Annotated in this window: 22 protein-coding genes; 16 read left to right on the top strand and 6 right to left on the bottom strand. The window is 71.2% G+C overall.

Going from position 1 to position 21,521, the window contains the following annotated elements; translation table 11 throughout:
* Positions 1-9 precede the first annotated feature (9 nt).
* The gene (dnaE, locus tag ABZZ74_RS03880) at positions 10-3,549 is read left to right on the top strand and encodes a DNA polymerase III subunit alpha (protein WP_356761630.1); all 3,540 of its coding nucleotides are present in this window, start codon (positions 10-12) and stop codon (positions 3,547-3,549) included.
* A gap of 82 nt (positions 3,550-3,631) precedes the next feature.
* On the opposite strand, the gene ABZZ74_RS03875 is transcribed toward dnaE, so the two are convergent.
* Complete coding sequence (locus ABZZ74_RS03875; RefSeq protein ID WP_356761628.1) at positions 3,632-3,796, bottom strand: hypothetical protein; 165 nt, start codon at positions 3,794-3,796, stop codon at positions 3,632-3,634.
* A gap of 236 nt (positions 3,797-4,032) precedes the next feature.
* Here ABZZ74_RS03875 and ABZZ74_RS03870 point away from each other — a divergent pair, with 236 nt between their 5' ends.
* The 4 genes from ABZZ74_RS03870 to ABZZ74_RS03855 all read left to right on the top strand — a co-directional run bounded on the left by ABZZ74_RS03870 (position 4,033) and on the right by ABZZ74_RS03855 (position 8,002).
* Positions 4,033-5,241, top strand: coding sequence for an NYN domain-containing protein (locus ABZZ74_RS03870; protein WP_356761626.1), 1,209 nt, complete (start codon positions 4,033-4,035; stop codon positions 5,239-5,241).
* Positions 5,242-5,363: 122 nt separating this feature from the next.
* Positions 5,364-6,338 carry an ABC transporter ATP-binding protein gene (locus tag ABZZ74_RS03865; RefSeq protein ID WP_356761717.1) on the top strand — a complete coding sequence of 325 codons (975 nt, stop codon included), beginning with the start codon at positions 5,364-5,366 and terminating at the stop codon, positions 6,336-6,338.
* Between the two features lie 91 nt (positions 6,339-6,429).
* Positions 6,430-7,248 carry an ABC transporter permease gene (locus ABZZ74_RS03860; protein WP_356761624.1) on the top strand — a complete coding sequence of 273 codons (819 nt, stop codon included), beginning with the start codon at positions 6,430-6,432 and terminating at the stop codon, positions 7,246-7,248.
* A 34-nt stretch (positions 7,249-7,282) separates the two neighbouring features.
* A complete protein-coding gene (locus ABZZ74_RS03855; RefSeq protein ID WP_356761622.1) occupies positions 7,283-8,002 on the top strand; it encodes an AAA family ATPase in 720 nt (239 codons plus the stop codon).
* Between the two features lie 191 nt (positions 8,003-8,193).
* Here ABZZ74_RS03855 and ybaK read toward each other — a convergent pair whose 3' ends face one another.
* The 4 genes from ybaK to ABZZ74_RS03835 all read right to left on the bottom strand — a co-directional run bounded on the left by ybaK (position 8,194) and on the right by ABZZ74_RS03835 (position 12,231).
* Positions 8,194-8,697, bottom strand: a complete 504-nt coding sequence (gene ybaK, locus ABZZ74_RS03850) for a Cys-tRNA(Pro) deacylase (RefSeq protein ID WP_356761620.1) — start codon at positions 8,695-8,697, stop codon at positions 8,194-8,196.
* 19 nt (positions 8,698-8,716) lie between these two features.
* Entirely contained in the window at positions 8,717-9,457 is a 741-nt protein-coding gene (locus ABZZ74_RS03845) for an LON peptidase substrate-binding domain-containing protein (protein WP_356761618.1), read from the bottom strand.
* Positions 9,458-9,468: 11 nt separating this feature from the next.
* Positions 9,469-10,524, bottom strand: a complete 1,056-nt coding sequence (locus ABZZ74_RS03840) for a hypothetical protein (RefSeq protein WP_356761616.1) — start codon at positions 10,522-10,524, stop codon at positions 9,469-9,471.
* 129 nt (positions 10,525-10,653) lie between these two features.
* The gene (locus ABZZ74_RS03835) at positions 10,654-12,231 is read right to left on the bottom strand and encodes an oxidoreductase (RefSeq protein WP_356761614.1); all 1,578 of its coding nucleotides are present in this window, start codon (positions 12,229-12,231) and stop codon (positions 10,654-10,656) included.
* 187 nt (positions 12,232-12,418) lie between these two features.
* Between ABZZ74_RS03835 and hisD the strand changes: the two genes are divergently transcribed.
* The 10 genes from hisD to ABZZ74_RS03785 all read left to right on the top strand — a co-directional run bounded on the left by hisD (position 12,419) and on the right by ABZZ74_RS03785 (position 20,083).
* A complete protein-coding gene (hisD, locus tag ABZZ74_RS03830) occupies positions 12,419-13,741 on the top strand; it encodes a histidinol dehydrogenase (RefSeq protein WP_356761613.1) in 1,323 nt (440 codons plus the stop codon).
* Positions 13,738-14,844 carry a histidinol-phosphate transaminase gene (locus ABZZ74_RS03825; RefSeq protein ID WP_356761611.1) on the top strand — a complete coding sequence of 369 codons (1,107 nt, stop codon included), beginning with the start codon at positions 13,738-13,740 and terminating at the stop codon, positions 14,842-14,844. The genes hisD and ABZZ74_RS03825 overlap by 4 nt, the downstream gene beginning before the upstream one ends.
* Entirely contained in the window at positions 14,841-15,434 is a 594-nt protein-coding gene (gene hisB / locus ABZZ74_RS03820) for an imidazoleglycerol-phosphate dehydratase HisB (RefSeq protein WP_356761609.1), read from the top strand. Before ABZZ74_RS03825 ends, hisB begins: the two co-directional genes overlap by 4 nt.
* Positions 15,431-15,595 (top strand): hypothetical protein, encoded by a 165-nt coding sequence (locus ABZZ74_RS03815; RefSeq protein WP_208778187.1) that lies wholly within the window; start codon positions 15,431-15,433, stop codon positions 15,593-15,595. The genes hisB and ABZZ74_RS03815 overlap by 4 nt, the downstream gene beginning before the upstream one ends.
* Positions 15,592-16,233 (top strand): imidazole glycerol phosphate synthase subunit HisH, encoded by a 642-nt coding sequence (gene hisH, locus ABZZ74_RS03810; RefSeq protein WP_356761608.1) that lies wholly within the window; start codon positions 15,592-15,594, stop codon positions 16,231-16,233. The genes ABZZ74_RS03815 and hisH overlap by 4 nt, the downstream gene beginning before the upstream one ends.
* Positions 16,230-16,955, top strand: coding sequence for a bifunctional 1-(5-phosphoribosyl)-5-((5-phosphoribosylamino)methylideneamino)imidazole-4-carboxamide isomerase/phosphoribosylanthranilate isomerase PriA (gene priA, locus ABZZ74_RS03805; RefSeq protein ID WP_356761607.1), 726 nt, complete (start codon positions 16,230-16,232; stop codon positions 16,953-16,955). Before hisH ends, priA begins: the two co-directional genes overlap by 4 nt.
* On the top strand, positions 16,952-17,356 hold the full coding sequence (locus ABZZ74_RS03800) for a RidA family protein (RefSeq protein WP_356761605.1): 405 nt from the start codon (positions 16,952-16,954) through the stop codon (positions 17,354-17,356). Before priA ends, ABZZ74_RS03800 begins: the two co-directional genes overlap by 4 nt.
* On the top strand, positions 17,353-18,108 hold the full coding sequence (hisF, locus tag ABZZ74_RS03795) for an imidazole glycerol phosphate synthase subunit HisF (RefSeq protein WP_356761603.1): 756 nt from the start codon (positions 17,353-17,355) through the stop codon (positions 18,106-18,108). Before ABZZ74_RS03800 ends, hisF begins: the two co-directional genes overlap by 4 nt.
* 118 nt (positions 18,109-18,226) lie before the next feature.
* Positions 18,227-18,814 carry a helix-turn-helix domain-containing protein gene (locus ABZZ74_RS03790; RefSeq protein WP_356761601.1) on the top strand — a complete coding sequence of 196 codons (588 nt, stop codon included), beginning with the start codon at positions 18,227-18,229 and terminating at the stop codon, positions 18,812-18,814.
* Positions 18,815-18,826: 12 nt separating this feature from the next.
* Positions 18,827-20,083, top strand: a complete 1,257-nt coding sequence (locus ABZZ74_RS03785; RefSeq protein WP_356761599.1) for an MFS transporter — start codon at positions 18,827-18,829, stop codon at positions 20,081-20,083.
* Positions 20,084-20,384: 301 nt separating this feature from the next.
* Here ABZZ74_RS03785 and ABZZ74_RS03780 read toward each other — a convergent pair whose 3' ends face one another.
* Positions 20,385-21,020: a TIGR03085 family metal-binding protein gene (locus ABZZ74_RS03780; RefSeq protein ID WP_133042810.1), complete on the bottom strand. Its 636-nt coding sequence runs from the start codon at positions 21,018-21,020 to the stop codon at positions 20,385-20,387.
* 83 nt (positions 21,021-21,103) lie between these two features.
* Here ABZZ74_RS03780 and hisI point away from each other — a divergent pair, with 83 nt between their 5' ends.
* Complete coding sequence (gene hisI, locus ABZZ74_RS03775; RefSeq protein ID WP_133042809.1) at positions 21,104-21,514, top strand: phosphoribosyl-AMP cyclohydrolase; 411 nt, start codon at positions 21,104-21,106, stop codon at positions 21,512-21,514.
* Positions 21,515-21,521: the final 7 nt, after the last annotated feature.

Here is a 21,521-nt window from a genome sequence, read left to right as displayed (position 1 = left end):
GGCTCCACCGTGTCAAAGCCGCCGTTCACGCACCTGCACGTCCACACCCAGTACTCGCTGCTGGACGGTGCCGCGCGGCTCAAGGACATGTTCAACGCCTGCAACGAGATGGGCATGACGCACATCGCCATGTCCGACCACGGCAACCTCCACGGTGCGTACGACTTCTTCCACTCCGCGAAGAAGGCCGGGGTCACCCCGATCATCGGCATCGAGGCCTATGTCGCCCCGGAGTCCCGGCGCAACAAGCGCAAGATCCAGTGGGGCCAGCCGCACCAGAAGCGGGACGACGTCTCGGGTTCCGGTGGTTACACCCACAAGACCATGTGGGCCGTGAACTCGACGGGCCTGCACAACCTCTTCCGCCTCTCCTCGGACGCCTACGCCGAGGGCTGGCTGCAGAAGTGGCCGCGGATGGACAAGGAGACCATCTCCCAGTGGTCCGAGGGGATCGTCGCCTCCACCGGCTGCCCCTCCGGCGAGGTGCAGACCCGGCTGCGCCTGGGGCAGGAGGAGGAGGCCCTCAAGGCGGCCGCCGACTACCAGGACATCTTCGGCAAGGACCGCTACTTCCTGGAGCTGATGGACCACGGCATCGACATCGAGCACCGGGTCCGCGACGGTCTGCTCGAGATCGGCCGGAAGCTCGGCATCCCCCCGCTGGTCACCAACGACTCGCACTACACCTACGCGCACGAGGCGACCGCCCACGACGCCCTGCTGTGCATCCAGACCGGCAAGAACCTCTCCGACCCCGACCGCTTCAAGTTCGACGGCACCGGCTACTACCTGAAGTCCACGGACGAGATGTACGCCATCGACTCCTCGGACGCCTGGCAGGAGGGCTGCCGCAACACCCTCCTGATCGCCGAGATGGTCGACACCGACGGCATGTTCGAGGCCAAGAACCTCATGCCGAAGTTCGACATCCCCGAGGGCTACACCGAGGTCACCTGGTTCAAGGAGGAGGTCCGCCGCGGCATGGAGCGCCGCTTCCCGGGCGGTATCCCCGAGGACCGCCAGAAGCAGGCCGAGTACGAGATGGACGTCATCATCTCGATGGGCTTCCCCGGCTACTTCCTCGTCGTCGCCGACTTCATCATGTGGGCCAAGAACAACGGCATCGCGGTCGGCCCCGGCCGAGGCTCCGCGGCCGGCTCGATCGTCGCCTACGCCATGGGCATCACCGACCTCGACCCGATCCCGCACGGCCTGATCTTCGAGCGGTTCCTCAACCCCGAGCGCATCTCCATGCCCGACGTCGACATCGACTTCGACGAGCGCAGGCGCGTCGAGGTGATCAGGTACGTGACCGAGAAATACGGCGCCGACAAGGTCGCCATGATCGGCACCTACGGCAAGATCAAGGCGAAGAACGCGATCAAGGACTCCGCGCGCGTGCTCGGCTACCCGTACGCGATGGGCGACCGCATCACCAAGGCCATGCCCGCCGACGTCCTCGGCAAGGGCATCGACCTCAACGGCATCACCGACCCCTCGCACCCCCGCTACTCGGAGGCGGGCGAGGTCCGGGCGATGTACGAGAACGAACCGGACGTGAAGAAGGTCATCGACACCGCCAAGGGCGTCGAGGGCCTGGTCCGGCAGATGGGCGTGCACGCCGCCGGCGTGATCATGTCCAGCGAGACCATCACCGAGCACGTGCCGGTCTGGGTGCGGCACACCGACGGTGTGACCATCACGCAGTGGGACTACCCGAGCTGCGAGTCGCTCGGCCTGCTGAAGATGGACTTCCTCGGCCTGCGCAACCTGACGATCATGGACGACGCCGTCAAGATGGTGAAGTCCAACAAGGGCATCGACCTGGAGCTGCTGAGCCTCCCGCTGGACGACCCCAAGACCTTCGAGCTCCTCCAGCGGGGCGAGACCCTCGGCGTCTTCCAGTTCGACGGCGGCCCCATGCGCTCGCTGCTGCGCCTGATGAAGCCGGACAACTTCGAGGACATCTCCGCCGTCTCCGCGCTCTACCGTCCCGGCCCGATGGGCATGGACTCGCACACCAACTACGCGCTGCGCAAGAACAAGCTCCAGGAGATCACCCCCATCCACAAGGAGCTCGAAGAGCCCCTCAGGGAGGTCCTGGACGTCACCTACGGCCTGATCGTCTATCAGGAGCAGGTGCAGAAGGCCGCGCAGATCATCGCCGGCTACTCGCTCGGCGAGGCCGACATCCTCCGCCGCGTGATGGGCAAGAAGAAGCCCGACGAGCTCGCCAAGAACTTCACCATCTTCCAGGCCGGCGCCCAGAAGAACGGCTACAGCGACGAGGCCATCCAGGCCCTGTGGGACGTGCTGGTCCCCTTCGCCGGCTACGCCTTCAACAAGGCCCACTCGGCCGCGTACGGACTGGTCTCCTACTGGACCGCCTACCTCAAGGCGAACTACCCCGCCGAGTACATGGCGGCGCTGCTGACCTCCGTCAAGGACGACAAGGACAAGTCGGCGGTCTACCTCAACGAGTGCCGTCGTATGGGCATCAAGGTGCTCCCCCCGAACGTCAACGAGTCGGTGCACAACTTCGCCGCCCAGGGCGACGACGTGATCCTCTTCGGCCTGGAGGCCGTGCGCAACGTCGGCACCGGCGTGGTCGACTCGATCATCAGGGCACGCAAAGCGAAGGGGAAGTTCGCCTCCTTCCCCGACTACCTGGACAAGATCGACGCCGCCGCCTGCAACAAGCGGACCACGGAATCGCTCATCAAGGCGGGCGCGTTCGACTCGCTCGGCCACACCCGCAAGGGACTCACCGCGCAGTACGAGCCGATGATCGACAACGTGGTCGCGGTCAAGCGCAAGGAGGCGGAAGGGCAGTTCGACCTCTTCGGCGGGATGGGCGAGGAGGACTCCAGCGAGCCCGGGTTCGGTCTCGACGTCGAGTTCACCACCGATGAGTGGGACAAGACCTATCTGCTCGCCCAGGAGCGGGAGATGCTCGGTCTGTACGTCTCCGACCATCCCCTGTTCGGTCTGGAGCACGTGCTGTCCGACAAGGCCGACGCGGGCATCGCCCAGCTCACCGGTGGTGAGCACGCGGACGGCGCGGTGGTCACCATCGGCGGCATCATCTCGGGCCTGCAGCGCAAGATGACCAAGCAGGGCAACGCCTGGGCGATCGCCACCGTCGAGGACCTCGCCGGCTCCATCGAGTGCATGTTCTTCCCGGCGACCTATCAGCTGGTGTCGACCCAACTCGTCGAGGACGCCGTGGTGTTCGTCAAGGGCCGGCTCGACAAGCGCGAGGACGTGCCGCGGCTGGTCGCGATGGAGCTGCAGGTGCCCGACCTGTCCAACGCGGGCACCAACGCGCCGGTGATCCTCACCATCCCGGCCACCCGGGTCACCCCGCCGATGGTCAGCCGCCTCGGCGAGATCCTCACGCACCACAAGGGCGACAGCGAGGTCCGCATCAAGCTCCAGGGGCCGACGAAGACCACGGTGCTGCGACTGGACCGGCACCGGGTGAAGCCGGACCCGGCGCTCTTCGGCGACCTCAAGGTGCTGCTCGGCCCGTCCTGCCTGGCCGGCTGAGCACGGCACCCACGCGCGAGGGGCGCCCCTTCACGGGTGCGCCCCTCGGTGGTGCTGGGTCTCAACAACCCGTTACACAGCGTCAGTTGTGACCGAAGCTCTTCTGCCGCCCCTTGCGGGCCATGTCGCCCGGGGTGACCGACGGGACGTGCTGCTCGGACGGCGACTCCATCGGGATCTGCTCGCCCTGCTGACGGCCACGCTCGGACTGCGGCTGCTTACGGTTCTGCTTCTTGTTCTTGGCCATGGTGATCTGCCTCCTGTGGGTGATCTAGGGGCCAGGGCCGGGACCAGATTCACATAGGCTGACAACAAGCGCATGTCGGATAATTACCGTGTGTGACATGGCTGGTCGGGGAGTGCGGACCCGCTCCGCACTCCGAAACGCCACGCCGAAGATCGAGTTCGGGCCGTTAACCCCTCCGTAGTCGGGCAGACTCGAAGGAAGCCCGAAGCAAACCTCCCGGAAAGAGGGTGGATCGCGTGGACCGCTGCATCGTCCTGGTGGACGCCGGGTATCTGCTGGGGGCCGCCGCCAGTCTCCTTGCCGGGGAGCCCTCCCGCTCCCGCATCACTGTCGACCACACCGCCCTCATCCAGGGGCTGCGTGAGCGCGCCGAGTCCGACACCGAGCGGCCCCTGCTGCGCATCTACTGGTTCGACGGCGCCCCGGACCGTGTGCCCCAGCCCGAGCACCGCCGGCTGCGGGTGATGCCCCGCGTCACCGTCCGGCTCGGCGCGCTGACCCGCAGCGACGGACGCTGGGCGCAGAAGGGCGTGGACGCGGCCATGCACGCCGAGCTCACCGAGCTGGCCCGCAACCGCGCCTGCTCCGACATCGTCCTGGTCACCGGCGACGGCGATCTGCTGCCGGGCATGATGGCCGCCAAGGAGCACGGGGTGGCCGTACACCTGTGGGCGGTGCAGGCGGCCGACGGGGACTACAACCAGTCCGAGGACCTGGTCGCCGAGGCCGACGAGCGGCGGGTGCTGGACCGTACGTGGATCACCAAGGCGGTCCGGGCCAAGGAGCTCGGCGGGGTGTGCGCGCCGCCGCCCGCGCCCCGGCCCGAGATCGCCGCGATCCTCTCCGCGCCGCTGCCGGAGTCCGCGCCCGGTGCGGCCGAGCGGTCCGCCGAGGAGAGCGAGCACGCTCCTGCCGCCGCCGCGGAGAACGGCAGACAGGAGCGGATCCCGGCGCCCAAGGGCGTGCCCACCCCGAAGGACCTCGCCGCGCTGCGCGCCCCCGGGGTGCAGCCGGCCCCGCAGCCCGCGAGCGCGACGCTGCGCTGGTCCTCCGACAAGGGCTGGGTGGACCGGCCGGCGGCCGAGCCGCCCGAGGTGGCCTCGATGCCGACGCTGGCGCAGCTGACGACGGCCGAGCAGCGCTGGGCCGACCGGGAGGAGGACATCACGACGGTCGGCGGGGACCCGTTCGAGGTCGGACAGGTGTTCGCGCGGCGGTGGATGGAGCGGCTCGGGGACCAGAGCCATCTGCAGAAGCTGTCCGCCATGTACCCGCGCGTCCCGCACCGCATCGACGGCGAGCTGCTGCGCTACGCGGCCCGCTTCGGTCTGCTGGCCCACAAGGACGACCAGATCGACGAGCACGACCGTTACGCCATCCGGGCGGGGTTCTGGCGGGAGATCGACGTCCGCACGGCCGCCGAGCACGCACCCGCGGGTGAGTAGTTCTTTACCGGCGGATGTGCCGCCCTGGACCAACCCGAGAGCGGGCGGACGGCGGCGACCCCGTACCCTCGTCCTTTGTGAGTACGCGCGCGGCACAGGCACTTCGGCACGGTGGGGATGTCGTGTGCGCGGTGCGCGGGCTGACCAAGACCTATCCGGCGGTGCGCGGGCGGCGCGGGGCGCCGGGCACGCCCGCGGTGCGGGCCACCGACGACGTACGGCTGGACATCCGCCGCGGTGAGATCTTCGGGCTGCTCGGGCCGAACGGGGCCGGCAAGTCCACCCTGGTCCGCCAGCTGACCGGGCTGATGCGGCCCGACGCGGGGCGCGTGGAGATCCTCGGGCACGACATCGTGCGGCATCCGGAGCGCGCCGCGCGGATCCTCGCCTACCTCGGCCAGGAGTCCAGCGCGCTCGACGAGCTCACCGTGTCGCTGGCCGCGGAGACGACCGGACGGCTGCGCGGCCTGGAGGGGCGGCAGGCGCGGGACGAGAAGGACGCCGTACTCGAGGAGCTGGGACTCACGGCCATCGCCGGGCGGCCGTTGAAGAAGCTGTCCGGCGGACAGCGGCGGCTCGCGTGCTTCGCCGCCGCGCTGGTCGGGGAGCGGCCGCTGCTCGTGCTCGACGAGCCGACCACCGGGATGGACCCGGTGGCGCGGCGGGCGGTGTGGGCGGCCGTGGACCGGCGGCGGGCCGAGCGCGGCACGACCGTGCTGCTCGTCACCCACAACGTCATCGAGGCCGAGACCGTCCTCGACCGGGTCGCCGTCCTCGACCAGGGCAGGGTGATCGCCTGCGACACCCCGGCCGGGCTCAAGGAGCAGGTCGCCGGGGAGGTCCGGGTCGAACTGGTGTGGCGTGAGACCGCGCCGCTGCACGTCCCCGAGGTCGCCGCACTGCGGGAGCGGGCCGTGGAGGCCGGGCGTCGCTGGACGCTGCGGCTCGCGCCGGAGGAGGCGCGGGCGGTCGTGGCCACGGTCACCGGCGGCAGCGCCTTCGCCGCGCTCGACGACTTCACGCTGGCCACGCCCAGCCTGGAGGACGTGTACCTGGCGCTGGGGGGCGCCGCGCAGCAGGGGTTGGTGAAGGCATGAGCGACCTGGTGAGTGCGCGGACCATGGCGTCCGTATGGACCCTTCGGGAGACTGCCTCAGTGAGCCCGAGCGAGAAGGGGAGCAGCGCGACGTGAGTGTCGTACCCGCCGATGTCCTGCCCGGCGCCCTGGGCGCGGAGGGGGGCGAGCGTCGCGCGGCCGAGCTGGGGCCGCGGGCGCGGATGTGGCCGGCGCTGGTCGCCGTCTACCGGGCTCAGCTCTCCCGCGCGCGGGTCGCCCGGATCCCGCTGCTGTTCGTGGCGACCTTCCAGTCGATCGGGATCATGGTCCTGATGCGGGGGGTCGTGGACGGCGGCGGCGAGGCCGAGTCGGTGGTCGCCGGCTCGTCCGTGCTCGTCGTGGCCTTCGTCGCGCTGAACCTGCTCGCGCAGTACTTCGGGCAGCTGCGGGCCAGCGGCGGACTCGACCACTACGCGACGCTGCCGGTGCCGCCGGCCGCCGTGGTGCTGGGCGCGGCGGGGGCGTACGCCTCCTTCACCGTGCCGGGGACCGTGCTGAGCGCGGTGTTCGGGTGCGTGCTGTTCGGGCTGCCGCTGGCGCATCTGTGGGTGCTGGCCGCGGTGATCCCGCTGGCGGGGGCGGCCCTGTCCGGGCTCGGGGCGGCCCTCGGACTGCTCGCGCCCCGGCCCGAACTCGCCACGCTGCTGGGGCAGTTGGGGATGTCCGCCGCGCTGCTGCTGGGTGTGCTGCCCGCCGACCGGATGCCGGAGATCGTGCGGCTGGCGCGGGATCTGCTGCCGTCCACCTACGGCGTCGAGGCGTTCGCGCGGACGTTCGGGGGGCATCCCGACTGGGCGTTCGTGGCCGGTGACCTCGCCGTGTGCGCCGGGGTCGGGGTCGTCTCGCTGGCCGTGGCCACCTGGGCCTACCGTCGGGCGGCCGTCCGGTGACGCGCCGCACAGGCGGGCCTGGCACGATGGCAGGGTGACCGCACCGTTGACTCCGCCTCCGCCGCCCCATGAACAGTCCTCGCAGTCTTCCCAGGGTTCGCCCGCACCGCAGCAGGCCTGGCAGCTGCCCGCCGGGGGACCTGCGGTGCCCTCGGGCCATGACCACCTGTGGGACGGCACGTACGGACAGGACGGGCCCGGGATGAAGACCGAAGTGCGCGAGGCCGCCCTGATCACGGTCGCGGTGGCGCTCGGAGGGGTCCTGCTCGGCGTGCTGTGGTGGTGGCTCGCCCCGCATGTGCCGCTCGTCGGTGACCTGGTGAACAAGCGCTGGATCGTCTACCTCGCCGACAGCGAGGGGGAGCAGGCGATAGGCGTGGACGGCACGTTCACGCTGCTCGCGCTGGCCTTCGGAGTGGTGAGCGCGCTCGTGGTGTTCCTGGTGCGCCGGCGCGGCGGGATCCCCCTGGTGGTGGCGCTCGGTGTCGGCGGGCTGCTGGGATCCCTGCTGGCCTGGCGGCTCGGCGTGTGGCTCGGGCCCGCGCAGGACGTGATCGCGCACGCCAAGCAGGCCGGCAACGGCGTCACCTTTTCGGCGCCGCTGAAGCTCGGCGCGAAGGGCGCGTTGCTGGCCTGGTCACTGGCCGCGCTGGTGGTGCACCTCGGACTGACCGCCCTGTTCGGCCCCCGCGACCCGGAGCCGTACCAGCAGAACCCCGTGCAGACGGATCCGTACGGGGCCCCGCTGCCGTAGGGCCTGTGGCCGAAGCCCTGCACCGCAGGACCCGCCCTTCGGGCGGGCCGCGGGGCTTTCGCGACAGGCCGGGGGATCACGCCGGACGGTGGCCGTGGTTCGAGTGGCCCTTCTTGGTGCGCCATTTGCGTTTCCGCGTTTTCTTCGACATGTCCCTCGTCTTAACCGAACGAGCCGGGGTCGTCGAGGGGTCACGCACGCCCGATGGGGGCCACCACCGCTTCCGTGAGCTTCGCCAGGTCCTCGGGGGACAGCTCCACCTCCAGGCCCCTGCGGCCCGCGGAGACGCAGATCGTGGCGTGCGCGGAGGCCGAGGCGTCCAGGACCGTGGGGAGCCGCTTGCGCTGGCCCAGGGGCGAGATACCGCCCCGGACGTAGCCCGTGGTGCGCTCGGCGAGGGCCGGGTCCGCCATCGCCGCCCGTTTGCCGCCCACCGCCGAGGCCAGGGCCTTCAGGTCCAGGGACCCCGCCACCGGGACGACGGCGACCGTCAGGGCGCCGTCCACGTCCGCCACCAACGTCTTGAAGACGCGGTCCGGTGAGACGCCCATGGCCTCGGCCGCCTCCTCGCCGTAGGAGGGGTGGGCGGGGTCGTGGTCGTAGGAGTGGATCGTGTACGGCACCCCGGCCGAGGTCAGGGCCACGGTCGCCGGAGTGCCGCCCTGCGCTGGGGATTTCTTGGACTTCTTCGCCATCGCGGCCTTCGCTGTGTCGTCAGTTGAGGCTGGTCTGCCCGCGCGTCAGCTCCGACGCCGGCAGTGACGGCAGGCTACGGATGATCGCCGTCTCGGAGCGAAGGAGTTTCAGTTCGTCGCGCAGCCGGGAGGCGGTGTCCGGCGCCTGCAGCAGCCGTTGCTTGGTCGGGGTGTCCAGCATCATCGCGGCCGCGACCAGGTAGGAGACGACCGACGGCTCGTCGGGCAGGTCGGCGCCCGTCGACAGCGAGCGCTCCCGCGCGCCCGCCAGCCGCTTCTGGTACTGGCGGAACGCCCGCAGCACCCCTTCGGCGATCGCACCGGCCTCGTCGCCCTGCTCCTCCGCGAGCTCGTCCAGCTCCGCGGTCAGGAACGGGCCGGAGGTGTCGACGGAGAGCAGACGCACCCGGTTGGTCCCGGTCGCCAGCACCTCGAACGTGCCGTCCGCCCGCTCCCGGATCGTCGCCGCGTCCGCGATGCAGCCCACCGCGTGGAAGGACTTCGCCGGGTCGGGGCCGAAGCCCGCCGCGGGGCCGCGCTCGGGCACGGCCGTGGGATCCGGCATGCCGGGCGCGCTAGGCGCGACCTCGTGGCCGTCGCGGATCGCCACGACGGCGAACCGGCGCGGCTCCTCCTCGGGTGTCTTGAGCAGATCGCGCATCATGGCGCGATACCGCTCCTCGAACACGTTGAGCGGCAGGACGAGGCCCGGGAACAGCACCGAGTTCAGCGGGAAGAGCGGAAGACGGACGGTGGTCACGACGCAGAAGCCTAGTGGTCGCGGGAGTGTGTGCGTTCGACCCGCTCGGTCCGCGGACCCCCGGCACCCTGCTGAGCCACCCGCGCGCGGACCTCGGCGCGCATCTTCAGGAAGATCGCCAGCGGGTCCTCGGACAGGTGGATCCAGGGGAAGGACGTGGCATACGGACCGATCAGCCGCAGCTGGTCCAGCGCCTCCTGCCAGCGCTCCAGGTGTACGAGGACGTAGGTGAGCTTGTTGCGGATCTCCGACGGCCACGGGTCCGCCGCCGGGAATCGGGCCGACAGCGCGATCGCCCGGTCGGCGGCCGCGTCGAGCCGCTCGCGCGTCACCTCCACCGCGCAGCCGTCGGTCAGGTAGCCGAAGGCCGCCCGCGAGGGCAGCGCCTGGATCAGGGAGTCCGGCGGGGCGTCCTGCGCGGCCCGGTCGGCGAAGTCGAAGCACTCCTGGTGGGAGTGGCGCCAGGAGGCGGCGAGATAGCGCAGGGCGGCCACGTGGCAGCCGTAGTGCAGCGGGGCGCGGCGCAGGGCCGCCTCCCACAGCTCGGAGAAGTACTTGTGCCCGGCGCCGGTCCCGCGCGCGTGGTCCAGTGCGAGCCGCCACGGCACCGGGTCGCGGTCGTCGCCCCGAGCGGCGGCCGTGATCAGCGGGCTGACGTCCCGCAGCAGCTCCGCGCGGGCCGGCGAGACCCAGGCGTGGTCCACCGCGAGCTGGGCCCGCAGCAGCAGCACGTCCGGGTCCTCGGGGGTCTCGGCGTACCAGTGCTCCAGCCACTCGCCGCGCGAGCGCGCGAACGCCGTCAGCCGTCTCGCGTACCGGTCGCGGTACTCCCACTCGGCACGCACGCGCGTGCCGGCCAGCAGTTCGGACGCGGGCCCGTACTCGCCCCGGGCGGCCGCGACCAGCGTGGCGCCGAGGTGGTCGTCGGGCGCGTCGAGCAGCACCTCGTCGTCGGCGGGCAGGCCGGAGGCGTCCGCGGGCGGCGCGGAGGAGGCGGGGCGCGGCGCGGTCCGGGAGGTCCGGGCCGTGCGGCTGAAGGGGTGCAGCAGAGCCATGGTGTCGACCATTGAAAGGCCGCAGGTCAAGGCTGCGCCAGACGGAAAGGGCAAGTTGCGGAAAGTTGTATGCCGAGCGGTCAAGACCGCGTAAAAGTACGTTGTTCAACAACTGTTCGAACCGTGTACGTCCTGTGATGATCAGTTCCGGCGCAGCAGCCGGGTCGCCCCCGCGGCCACCGTCGTCGCCAGGATCCAGCCCAGCAGGACCATCGCCGCGGCCAGCCACTGCCAGCCCCCGCTGAGCTGCCACACGCCGACCTGGCCCAGGTCGATGACGGGAAGCAGCAGGTCCAGGGCGAACAGCGCGGGGTTCCACGGTGGATGGGCCCCCGGCTGAAGCGGCGGGTGGCTCGCGTGCGCGAAGGCCAGCGAGCCCGCCGCCCACAGCACCGCCATCCACACCGCGGCCCGCCCGGGACGGTAGCCGTAGGCCACCGTCCAGTCCTGCGCGTACCCCCACAGCTTGGCCGCCAGCGGCAGGCTCTCCCGGCGCCGGCGCTGCTTGGCCAGCAGCACCTCGCGCGCGTCCTCGTCCTCGCCGCCGGCCCGCAGCACGGAGGCCAGCCGCTCGTACGGCTCCGGGTTGTACTCGGCGGTTGCCGCGGCCACCCAGTCCAGCCGCTCCTCCAGCGGAAAGGGCCCCTGCGGTACGAGGTTCTCGTACTGGAAGCCGCCCATGTGCAGGTTCCCCGGCCCGGGCCAGGCGCTCGCCCGGTCGATCAGATTGACCACCCGCGCCCCCGAGAGCACCACCTTCCCGCGCTGCGGCCGCTCGCCGAGGAAGCGCAGCTCGGGCGTCTGCACCCGGCGCAGCGACAGCTCCTGGTCGTCGGTGAGGGTGAACCGGGCCCGCTCCAGGTCGACCGAGTCACCGAAGCGCCCGTCGTCCAGCCGGAGCCCGCCCTGGCACTCGAAGCGCTGGATGCGCGTCCCGCGCGCGGGAGTCGCCCCGCTGAACATCGAGGCGCCGACGCCCGCCGGCGTCAGGTACATCGTGCGCTCCACGGTCAGCTGGGGCGCGTTGAGCGCGAGCCTGCCGTAGGGGTTGGCCAGCCGGGCGCCGCGCAGGCTGAGACTCACACCGACCTTGGCGCTGCGCAGTCTCAGCTCACCGTGCGACTCCAGCAGCTCGGCCTGGAGGTCCTGGCCGACGGTCATGCCGTCGGCGGCGATGGAGCGACCGCTGCGGTCGGGGTGGACGACGGCCTGGTTGAGCATCAGGTCGGTGCCGATGTGCGCGTCGGTCAGCCGCACCCCACCCAGGAACCGGCAGCGCGGCAGATGCAGGTCGCCCTCGGTGTGGACGCGGGCCGCCTCCAGGCGCGGCACCGAGCAGTCGATCATGCGCATGGTGCTGAACCGGGCCTCCGGCAGCAGCACCTCGCGCTCGAAACGGCAGCCGCGCAGCTCGATGTACGGCACCACGATCCCGCCGGCGAGGTCGAGCGTGCCGCTGATCTGCACCCCGCGCAGCTTCAGCGAGGACACCCGGCCCGCGAGCGCGGGCGGGCCGTCCAGCAGCAGCCAGCACACGATCCGCGCCCGCACGGTCCGCTCGGGTCCCCAGGGGCGCCCGCCGTGCGGATCGTCGACGACCGCGTCCCCGCTGCTGAGGTCGTACACACTGCCGTTGCGGAACGCCTGCCACATGCCGGCCTCGGCGGCGGTCAGATCGTCCGGCAGGTCTCCGGCGCGCAGGCCGGCCCCCTCGGTCACAACTCCTCCACTCCTGTGTTCGCACAGCTGGTGATGCCCGTTGCGTAACTCCTGAATCACTGGACGTGAAGGCGATCTTCCGGGTTCCGGAGCGTTTTCCGGGGCGGTTCTGTATCAGCCATTGATACGCGCGGACGACGCCCGACCACGGTCTGAGAGAATTGAGCCCGTGCTGCAATATCCCTTCTTGGCCCGAATCGATCTGCGCGGCGACGCCCTCCCCGAAGGGCCCGCTCTGCGCGACCTGCTGCCCCGAGCCGACTTCGACGTTCAGGCCGCCCTCGAGAAGGTGCGTCCGATCTGCGAAGCCGTGCATCATCGGGGCGACGCGGCGCTGATCGACTTCGCGGAGAAGTTCGACGGGGTCAGGCTCGACCAGGTGCGGGTGCCCGCCGCGGCCCTCGCGAAGGCCCTCGACGAGCTCGACCCGGCGGTGCGCGCGGCCCTGGAGGAGTCCATCCGGCGCGCCCGTCTCGTCCACCGCGAGCAGCGCCGTACGACCCACACCACCCAGGTCGTACCGGGCGGCACCGTCACCGAGAAGTGGGTGCCGGTCGAGCGGGTCGGGCTGTACGCGCCCGGCGGCCGGTCGGTCTACCCGTCCTCCGTGGTCATGAACGTCGTCCCCGCCCAGGAGGCCGGCGTCCCGTCCGTGGCCCTCGCCTCGCCCGCCCAGGCCGAGTTCGGCGGCCTCCCGCACCCGACGATCCTCGCCGCCTGCGCCCTGCTCGGCGTCGACGAGGTGTACGCGGCCGGCGGCGCCACGGCCGTCGCGATGTTCGCGCACGGCACCGAGTCCTGCCCGCCCGCCAACATGGTCACCGGGCCCGGCAACATCTGGGTCGCCGCCGCCAAGCGCTACTTCACCGGCAAGATCGGCATCGACGCCGAGGCCGGCCCGACCGAGATCGCGATCCTCGCGGACGACACGGCCGACCCCGTGCACGTGGCCTCCGACCTGATCAGCCAGGCCGAGCACGACCCGCTCGCCGCCGCCGTCCTGGTCACCGACTCCGTCGCGCTCGCGGACGCCGTGGAGAAGGAGCTGGAGCCCCAGGTCGCGGCCACCAAGCACATCGAGGACCGGATCGTCCCGGCCCTGAAGGGCCGCCAGTCCGCGATCGTCCTCGTCGACGGCGTCGAGGAGGGGCTGCGGGTGGTCGACGCCTACGGCGCCGAGCACCTGGAGATCCAGACGGCCGACGCGGCCGCCGTCGCCGACCGGGTGAAGAACGCAGGCGCGATCTTCATCGGCCCCTGGGCGCCGGTGTCGCTGGGCGACTACGCGGCCGGCTCCAACCACGTCCTGCCCACCGGCGGTTGCGCGTGCCACTCCTCGGGCCTGTCCGTCCAGTCCTTCCTGCGGGGCATCCACATCGTCGACTACACCGAGGACGCGCTGGCCGAGGTCGCGCACCACGTGGTCACGCTGGCGGAGGCGGAGGACCTGCCGGCGCACGGCGCGGCGGTCAAGGCAAGGTTCGGCTGGAAGGTACCGACGAGCAAGTGAACCCCGGAATCGACGATCTCCCCGTACGGGACGAGCTGCGCGGCAAGTCCCCTTACGGCGCGCCCCAGTTGGACGTCCCCGTACGGCTGAACACGAACGAGAACCCTTACCCGCTGCCCGAGCCGCTGGTCGAGCGGATCGCCGAGCGCGTCCGTGAGGCCGCCCGTGACCTCAACCGCTACCCGGACCGGGACGCGGTCGAACTGCGCACCCGGCTCGCCGAGTACCTGACGAACACCTCCGGCCACGAGGTGGGCCTCGCCAACGTCTGGGCGGCGAACGGCTCCAACGAGGTCATCCAGCAGCTGCTGCAGACCTTCGGCGGACCGGGCCGTACGGCGATCGGCTTCGAGCCGTCGTACTCGATGCACGCGCTCATCGCGCGCGGCACCGGCACGGGCTGGATCTCCGGTCCGCGCAACGAGGACTTCACCATCGACCTCCCGGCCGCCGAGCGGTCGATCGCCGAGAACGAGCCGGACGTCGTCTTCGTCACCACCCCCAACAACCCCACGGGCAACGCGGTTCCGCCCGAGACGGTCCTCGCGCTGTACGAGGCCGCGCAGGCGAAGCCGTCCATGGTCATCGTGGACGAGGCGTACATCGAGTTCAGCCACGGCGACTCGCTGCTGCCGCTCATCGAGGGCCGGCCGAACCTCGTCGTCTCCCGGACGATGTCGAAGGCCTTCGGCGCGGCGGGGCTGCGCCTGGGCTATCTCGCCGCGCACCCGGCCGTCGTCGACGCCGTCCAGCTCGTACGGCTGCCGTACCACCTCTCGGCGGTCACCCAGGCGACCGCGCTGGCCGCCCTGGAGCACACCGACACGCTGCTGAAGTACGTCGAGCAGCTGAAGGCTGAGCGGGACCGGCTGGTCGGCGAGCTGCGCGCGGCCGGCTACGACGTGGTCGAGTCCGACGCGAACTTCGTGCAGTTCGGCAGGTTCGAGGACTCGCACACGGCCTGGCAGAAGATCCTCGACCGGGGTGTCCTGGTCCGGGACAACGGCATTCCGGGGTGGCTGCGGGTGTCCGCCGGAACCCCGGAGGAGAACGACGCGTTCCTCGACGCGGTCCGTGACTTGAAGAAGGAGCTGAACGCATGAACCGCGTGGGACGCGTGGAGCGGGTCACCAAGGAGACGTCGGTGCTCGTCGAGATCGATCTCGACGGCAGCGGCAAGGTCGATGTGTCGACAGGCGTCGGCTTCTACGACCACATGCTCGACCAGCTCGGGAGGCACGGCCTGTTCGACCTCACCGTGAAGACCGAGGGCGACCTGCACATCGACTCGCACCACACCATCGAGGACACCGCCCTCGCCCTCGGCGCCGCCTTCAAGCAGGCGCTCGGCGACAAGGTGGGCATCTACCGCTTCGGCAACTGCACGGTCCCGCTGGACGAGTCCCTCGCCCAGGTCACCGTGGACCTGTCGGGCCGCCCCTACCTCGTGCACACCGAGCCCGAGAACATGGCGCCGATGATCGGCGAGTACGACACCACGATGACCCGGCACATCCTGGAGTCCTTCGTCGCCCAGGCCCAGATCGCGCTGCACGTGCACGTGCCCTATGGCCGCAACGCTCACCACATCGTGGAGTGCCAGTTCAAGGCCCTGGCGCGGGCCCTGCGCTACGCCTCCGAGCGCGACCCGCGCGCGGTCGGCATCCTCCCCTCCACGAAGGGCGCGCTGTGAACGGGCTGTCGACCATCCTGATCGTCGTCGGCCTCTTCCTGGTCGGCGGCATCATCTCCTTCGTCAAGCAGAAGATGCCCAAGCAGCTGATCGTGCTGCTGTCGATCGGCGCCGCGATGTGCCTGGTCGCCGGGATCATGCGGCTGGAGGTGTGGAATTGAGCGCACCCAGGAAGGTAGTCGTCTTCGACTACGGCTTCGGCAACGTCCGCTCCGCCGAACGCGCCCTCGCGCGCGTGGGGGCCGACGTCGAGATAACGCGTGACTTCGACACGGCCATGAACGCCGACGGCCTGCTGGTGCCGGGCGTCGGCGCCTTCGCCGCCTGTATGCGGGGCCTGAAGGAGGCGCGCGGCGACTGGATCGTCGACCGGCGGCTGTCCGGCGGGCGCCCCGTCATGGGCATCTGCGTCGGCATGCAGATCCTCTTCGCGCGCGGCATCGAGCACGGCGTGGAGACCGAGGGCCTCGACGAGTGGCCCGGCTCGGTCGAGCCGCTGCAGGCCGAGATCGTGCCCCACATGGGCTGGAACACCGTCGACGCACCGGCCGGCTCCGAGCTGTTCGCCGGCCTCGACGCGGACGCGCGCTTCTACTTCGTGCACTCCTACGCCGTCCACGACTGGTCCCTGGAGACGCACAACCCGACCCTGCACGCCCCGAAGGTCACCTGGGCGACGCACGGCAAGCCTTTCGTGGCGGCCGTGGAGAACGGCGCCCTGTGGGCCACCCAGTTCCACCCCGAGAAGTCCGGCGACGCCGGCGCCCAGCTCCTCACCAACTGGATCGGAACACTGTGAGCAAGCTCGAACTCCTCCCCGCCGTCGACGTCCGCGACGGCCAGGCCGTCCGCCTCGTCCACGGCGAGTCCGGCACGGAGACCTCCTACGGCTCCCCGCTGGAGGCCGCCCTCGCCTGGCAGCGGTCGGGCGCCGAGTGGCTGCACCTGGTCGACCTGGACGCCGCCTTCGGCACCGGTGACAACCGCGCGCTGATCGCCGAGGTGACCAAGGCGATGGACATCAAGGTGGAGCTGTCCGGCGGCATCCGCGACGACGACACCCTCGCCGCCGCCCTCGCCACCGGCTGCACCCGGGTGAACCTCGGCACGGCCGCCCTGGAGACCCCGGAGTGGGTCGCCAAGGTCATCGCCGAGCACGGCGACAGGATCGCGGTGGGTCTGGACGTCCGCGGCACCACCCTGCGCGGGCGCGGCTGGACCCGGGACGGCGGCGACCTCTACGAGACGCTGGAACGCCTCAACAAGGAGGGCTGCGCCCGCTACGTCGTCACCGACATCGCCAAGGACGGCACCCTCCAGGGCCCGAACCTGGAGCTCCTGAGGAACGTCTGCGCGGCGACGGACCGCCCGGTCGTGGCCTCGGGCGGTGTCTCGTCCCTCGACGACCTGCGCGCCATCGCCGAACTGGTCCCCCTCGGTGTCGAGGGCTCGATCGTCGGGAAGGCCCTGTACGCGAAGGCGTTCACCCTGGAAGAGGCCTTGGAGGCTGTGGCGTCATGAAGTCCGAAGCCGTACGGCGTGTGCAGAGCGGAACGTCCTGGGAGGAGACCTTCGGTTTCGCGCGCGCCGTGGCGGCGGGCGACCGAGTGCTGGTGGCAGGCACCACGTCCTTCAAGGGCGATGTGCTGTACGGCGAGGGCGACCCGTACGAGCAGGCCAAGGTGGCCTTCACCAGCGCGGTCGAGGCGATCGGGGAGTTCGGGCTCGACATCGGGTCGGTGGTCCGCACCCGGTTGTTCCTCACCCACGCGCGGGACGTGGAAGCCGTCGGCCGCGCGCACAAGGAGTTCTTCGACACGGTACGGCCGGTGTCGACCCTGCTGGTCGTGCAGGGTTTCGTCGACCCGCGCATCCTCGTCGAAGTGGAACTAGAGGCATACAGAGGAGCCGTGGATTCATGACCCTGGCGGTCCGAGTCATCCCCTGCCTGGACGTGGACAACGGCCGGGTCGTCAAGGGCGTCAACTTCCAGAACCTGCGCGACGCGGGCGACCCCGTCGAGATGGCCAAGGTGTACGACGCCGAGGGCGCCGACGAGCTGACGTTCCTGGACATCACCGCGTCGTCCGGCGACCGCGAGACGACCTACGACGTGGTGCGCCGGACGGCCGAGCAGGTCTTCATCCCGCTGACCGTCGGCGGCGGTGTGCGCACGGCGGAGGACGTCGACAAGCTGCTGCGGGCCGGCGCGGACAAGGTGGGCGTCAACACGGCCGCGATCGCCCGTCCCGACCTGATCCGGGAGATCGCCGAGCGCTTCGGCCGACAGGTGCTGGTCCTCTCGGTGGACGCGCGGCGCACTCCCGAGGGCTCCTTCGAGGTCACCACCCACGGCGGCCGCCGCGGCACCGGCATCGACGCCGTCGAATGGGCGCACCGGGCCGCGGAGCTTGGCGCGGGGGAGATCCTGCTGAACTCCATGGACGCCGACGGCACCAAGGACGGCTACGACGTGGAGATGATCCAGGCCGTCCGCAAGCACGTCACCGTCCCGGTGATCGCCTCGGGTGGCGCGGGCAGGCTCGACCATTTTCCGCCGGCCATCGCGGCGGGCGCGGACGCCGTTCTGGCCGCGTCGGTCTTCCACTTCGGCGACCTGCGGATCGGGGAAGTGAAGCAGGCGCTCAGGGACGCGGGGCATCCCGTCCGCTGACGGCCCTCTTCGCACGGCTCCCAGGAAGCACGGCACCCGGGAAGCGAAAGAGAAGTTGCGCAAAAAATATTGTGCAACTTAGATTGTGCAACTTTTCTTTCGTTTCTAGCCTGAGGGCATGGCAGACCGCGAGAGAGACCGCCGCATCACGGACGTGGGCACCCTCAAAGCGCTCGCGCATCCGCTGCGGGCGCAGCTGTACCGGCTGCTGATCATCGCGCGGACGGCCACCGCGTCCCAGCTGTCCGAGCAGGTCGACGAGGCGGTGTCGCTGGTCAGCTACCACTTGCGCAAGCTGGCCGCGCACGGGCTGATCGAGGAGGCCGAGCCGCGCGGGGACGGGCGCGAGCGCTGGTGGCAGCCCGCCTCGGACGGCGTGAGCATCCGCGACGAGGACTTCCGGGACGCCCCCGAGAAGGCCGCCGCGCACATCGCGGCCAGCCGCCTCTTCTTCGAGCAGCGCGCCGACATGGTCCGCCGCTTCCTCGACGAGCGCGCGCACTGGAGCGACGCGTGGACCAGCGCCTCCGACTCCTCCGAGTGGCTGCTGCACCTGACCCCCGACGAACTGCTCGAACTGGCCAAGGAGATGAACGCCCTCGTGCGCCGCTACGAGGAGCACGGCCGGGCCGCCATGGCCGCCGGCGACACCGAGGGCCGGGAGAACGTCGCGGTGCACACGTACGCCTTCCCCTTCCGTCTCTGAGAGGACCCCCGCATGACCACCGGGCTCGAGAGCACGGCCACGGTCACCACCCCCGAGAAGCCCGCCCACCGGGACGGCAACGTCCTGCGCTGGGTCGGCGCCTACGCCTCCTCGATGGCCGGCGACGGCGTGTACTACGTCGCCCTGTCCTGGGCCGCGGTGCAGGCGGGCACCCCCGCTCAGGCCGGGCTCGTGATGTCCGTCAGCGCTCTCCCGCGCGCGGTGCTGATGCTGGGCGGCGGAGTGGTCGCCGACCGGTTCGGGCCGCGCAGGGTCGTCATCGGCAGTGACGCCGTGCGCTGCGCGGCCGTGCTGGCGGTGGCGGCACTGCTGTTCCTCACCGGCCCGGGGCTGTGGCCGCTCGCGGCGCTCGCCCTGGTCTTCGGCATCGTGGACTCCGTGTTCGTGCCCGCCGTCGGGGCGCTGCCCGCCCGGATCACCGGCCGCGGGCAGCTCGCCCGGGTGCAGGGCATGCGGGGCCTCGCGTACCGGTTCGCCGTCGTCGTGGGCGCGCCGCTCGGCGGGCTCGGTGTGGCGGTGGGCGGGGCGGCGGCCGCGTTCGGGCTCGCGGGGCTGCTGATCGCCGTGTCCGTGCCGCTGCTGGTCTCCGTACGGATGCGGGAGCTGCCGCCGGACGACGCGGTGGACGAGCGGGGCGGCACCGCCTGGTCCGACCTGGTGGCGGGCCTGCGGTACATCCGCCGTCACCGCGTTCTCGCTCCGCTGGTCCTGGCCATCGCCCTGGGGGACCTCGGGTTCGTCGGGCCGTTCAACGTGGGGCTGACGCTGCTCGCCGACGAGCGCGGGTGGGGCGCCTCCGGGATGGGCTGGGTGCTGGCCGGGTTCGGCGTGGGCGCGGGGTTCGTCTCGCTGCTGCTGGCGGTGCGGGGGCGGCTGCCGCACGCCGGGTGGGTGGCGGGATGGGCGCTGCTCGCGGGGGCGGTCGCCGTCGGCGCGCTGGCCTTCGTGCCGAGTCTCCTCGCGGCGGTGGGCACGGCACTCGCCGTCGGGCTGCTGGCGGGGCTCAGCGGCGCCATGTGCACGGCCCTGCTGCAGACCCACGCGGCCCCCGCCTACCTCGGCCGCGTCACCGCGGTCTCCAGTCTGGTCAGCCTCGGCCTGACCCCCCTCACCATGCCCCTGACGGCCGCGGCGATCGGCGCGTGGGGAACGGGGCCGGTGTACGTGGCCAGCGCGGCGGTGTGCGGACTGGGCGGGCTGGTCGCGCTGGGCGTGAGCGAGTTGCGGCGCGCGGAACTGCCCGGGTGAGGCACGGAGGGGCCGGGCGGGGCGGCGCCGCGTGCCGCGTGCCGCGGACCCGGCCGGTGTTGTCGGGTGCGCCGGGTGGTTCTGGATTCGGCTGGTGTCTTGTCGGGTGCGCCGGGTGGTTCTGGATTCGGCTGGTGTCTTGTCGGGTGCGCCGGGTGGTTCTGGATCCGGCCGGTGTCTTGTCGGGTGCGCCGCGTGGCTCCGGATCCGGCCGGTGCCGTGTCAGATGTGCCGCGTGGCTCCGGATCTGGCCGGTGGCTTGTCAGATGCGCCAGGTGCCCCTGGAACCGGCCGGGCCTCGTCAGATGCCCAGTTGCTTCGCCTCGTGGAGCTTGGTGATCGCTTCCTTGTCGCCGTCCAGTTCAACCTTGGCGGCGCTCTGCCGGCCGTAGGAGAACAGCAGCAGCTCGGACGGTTCGCCGGTCACCGTGACGACGGGGGTGCCGCGGTGTGCCACCGCCGTCTGGCCGTCGGGGCGACGCAGCACCAGGCCGGTCGGGGCACTGCGGCCCATCAGCCGGGCCGAACGCTCCAGACGCGACCACAGCGTGTCCTGGAAGACCTGGTCCAGCTCCCGAGGCGCCCAGTCCGGCCGGGCCCGGCGGACGTCCTCCGTGTGGACGTAGAACTCCACCGTGTTCGACAGCTCGTCCACCTGCTTGAGCTGAAACGGCGAGAAGCGCGGCGGGCCCGTGCGGATGAGCTGGATCAGCTCCTCGTACGGCTTCGCAGTGAACTCCGCCATCACCCGCTCCAGGCGCGGCGCGAGCTGCTTGATCAGCATGCCGCCGGCTGCGTCGGGACGGCGCTCGCGCACCACCACGTGCGCGGCGAGATCACGGGTGAGCCAGCCCTCGCAGAGGGTCGGGGCGTCGGGGCCCTCGGCCTCCAACAGATCGGCCAGAAGAAGTCGTTCACGCTTGGCGAAAGTCGACATGCCCATCAGCCTACGACCACCCTCCGGGTCCGCCCAGTGGACATGGCCCGTCACTGTCCGTGGCGCGCGGCACAATGGCACCCATGACCAGTACGACCGGTACCCCCCGGCCCAGCAGCCTCGACCCCGAGATCGCCGCGCGGCTCAAGCGCAGCGCCGACGGGCTCCTCCCCGCGATCGCCCAGCAGTACGACACCGGTGAGGTGCTGATGCTGGGCTGGATGGACGACGAGGCGCTGCACCGCACGCTCACCACCGGCCGCTGCACCTACTGGTCGCGCAGCCGCCAGGAGTACTGGGTCAAGGGCGACACCTCGGGCCACTTTCAGTGGGTCAGGTCGGTCGCGCTGGACTGCGACGCCGACACCGTGCTGGTCAAGGTCGACCAGGTCGGCGCCGCCTGCCACACCGGCGCCCGCACCTGCTTCGACGAGGACGTGCTCCTCAAGGAGACCGAGGGCGCCGATTCCGTCGTACCCGCACGGGATCAGTAAGGTCAGC

The sequence above is a fragment of the Streptomyces sp. NPDC006476 genome, assembly GCF_040612015.1.
In the GTDB taxonomy this organism is placed as follows: domain Bacteria; phylum Actinomycetota; class Actinomycetes; order Streptomycetales; family Streptomycetaceae; genus Streptomyces; species Streptomyces griseorubiginosus_B.
The sequence above is the reverse complement of the archived record's forward strand: the minus strand, read 5'-3'. Positions and strand labels throughout refer to the sequence as shown.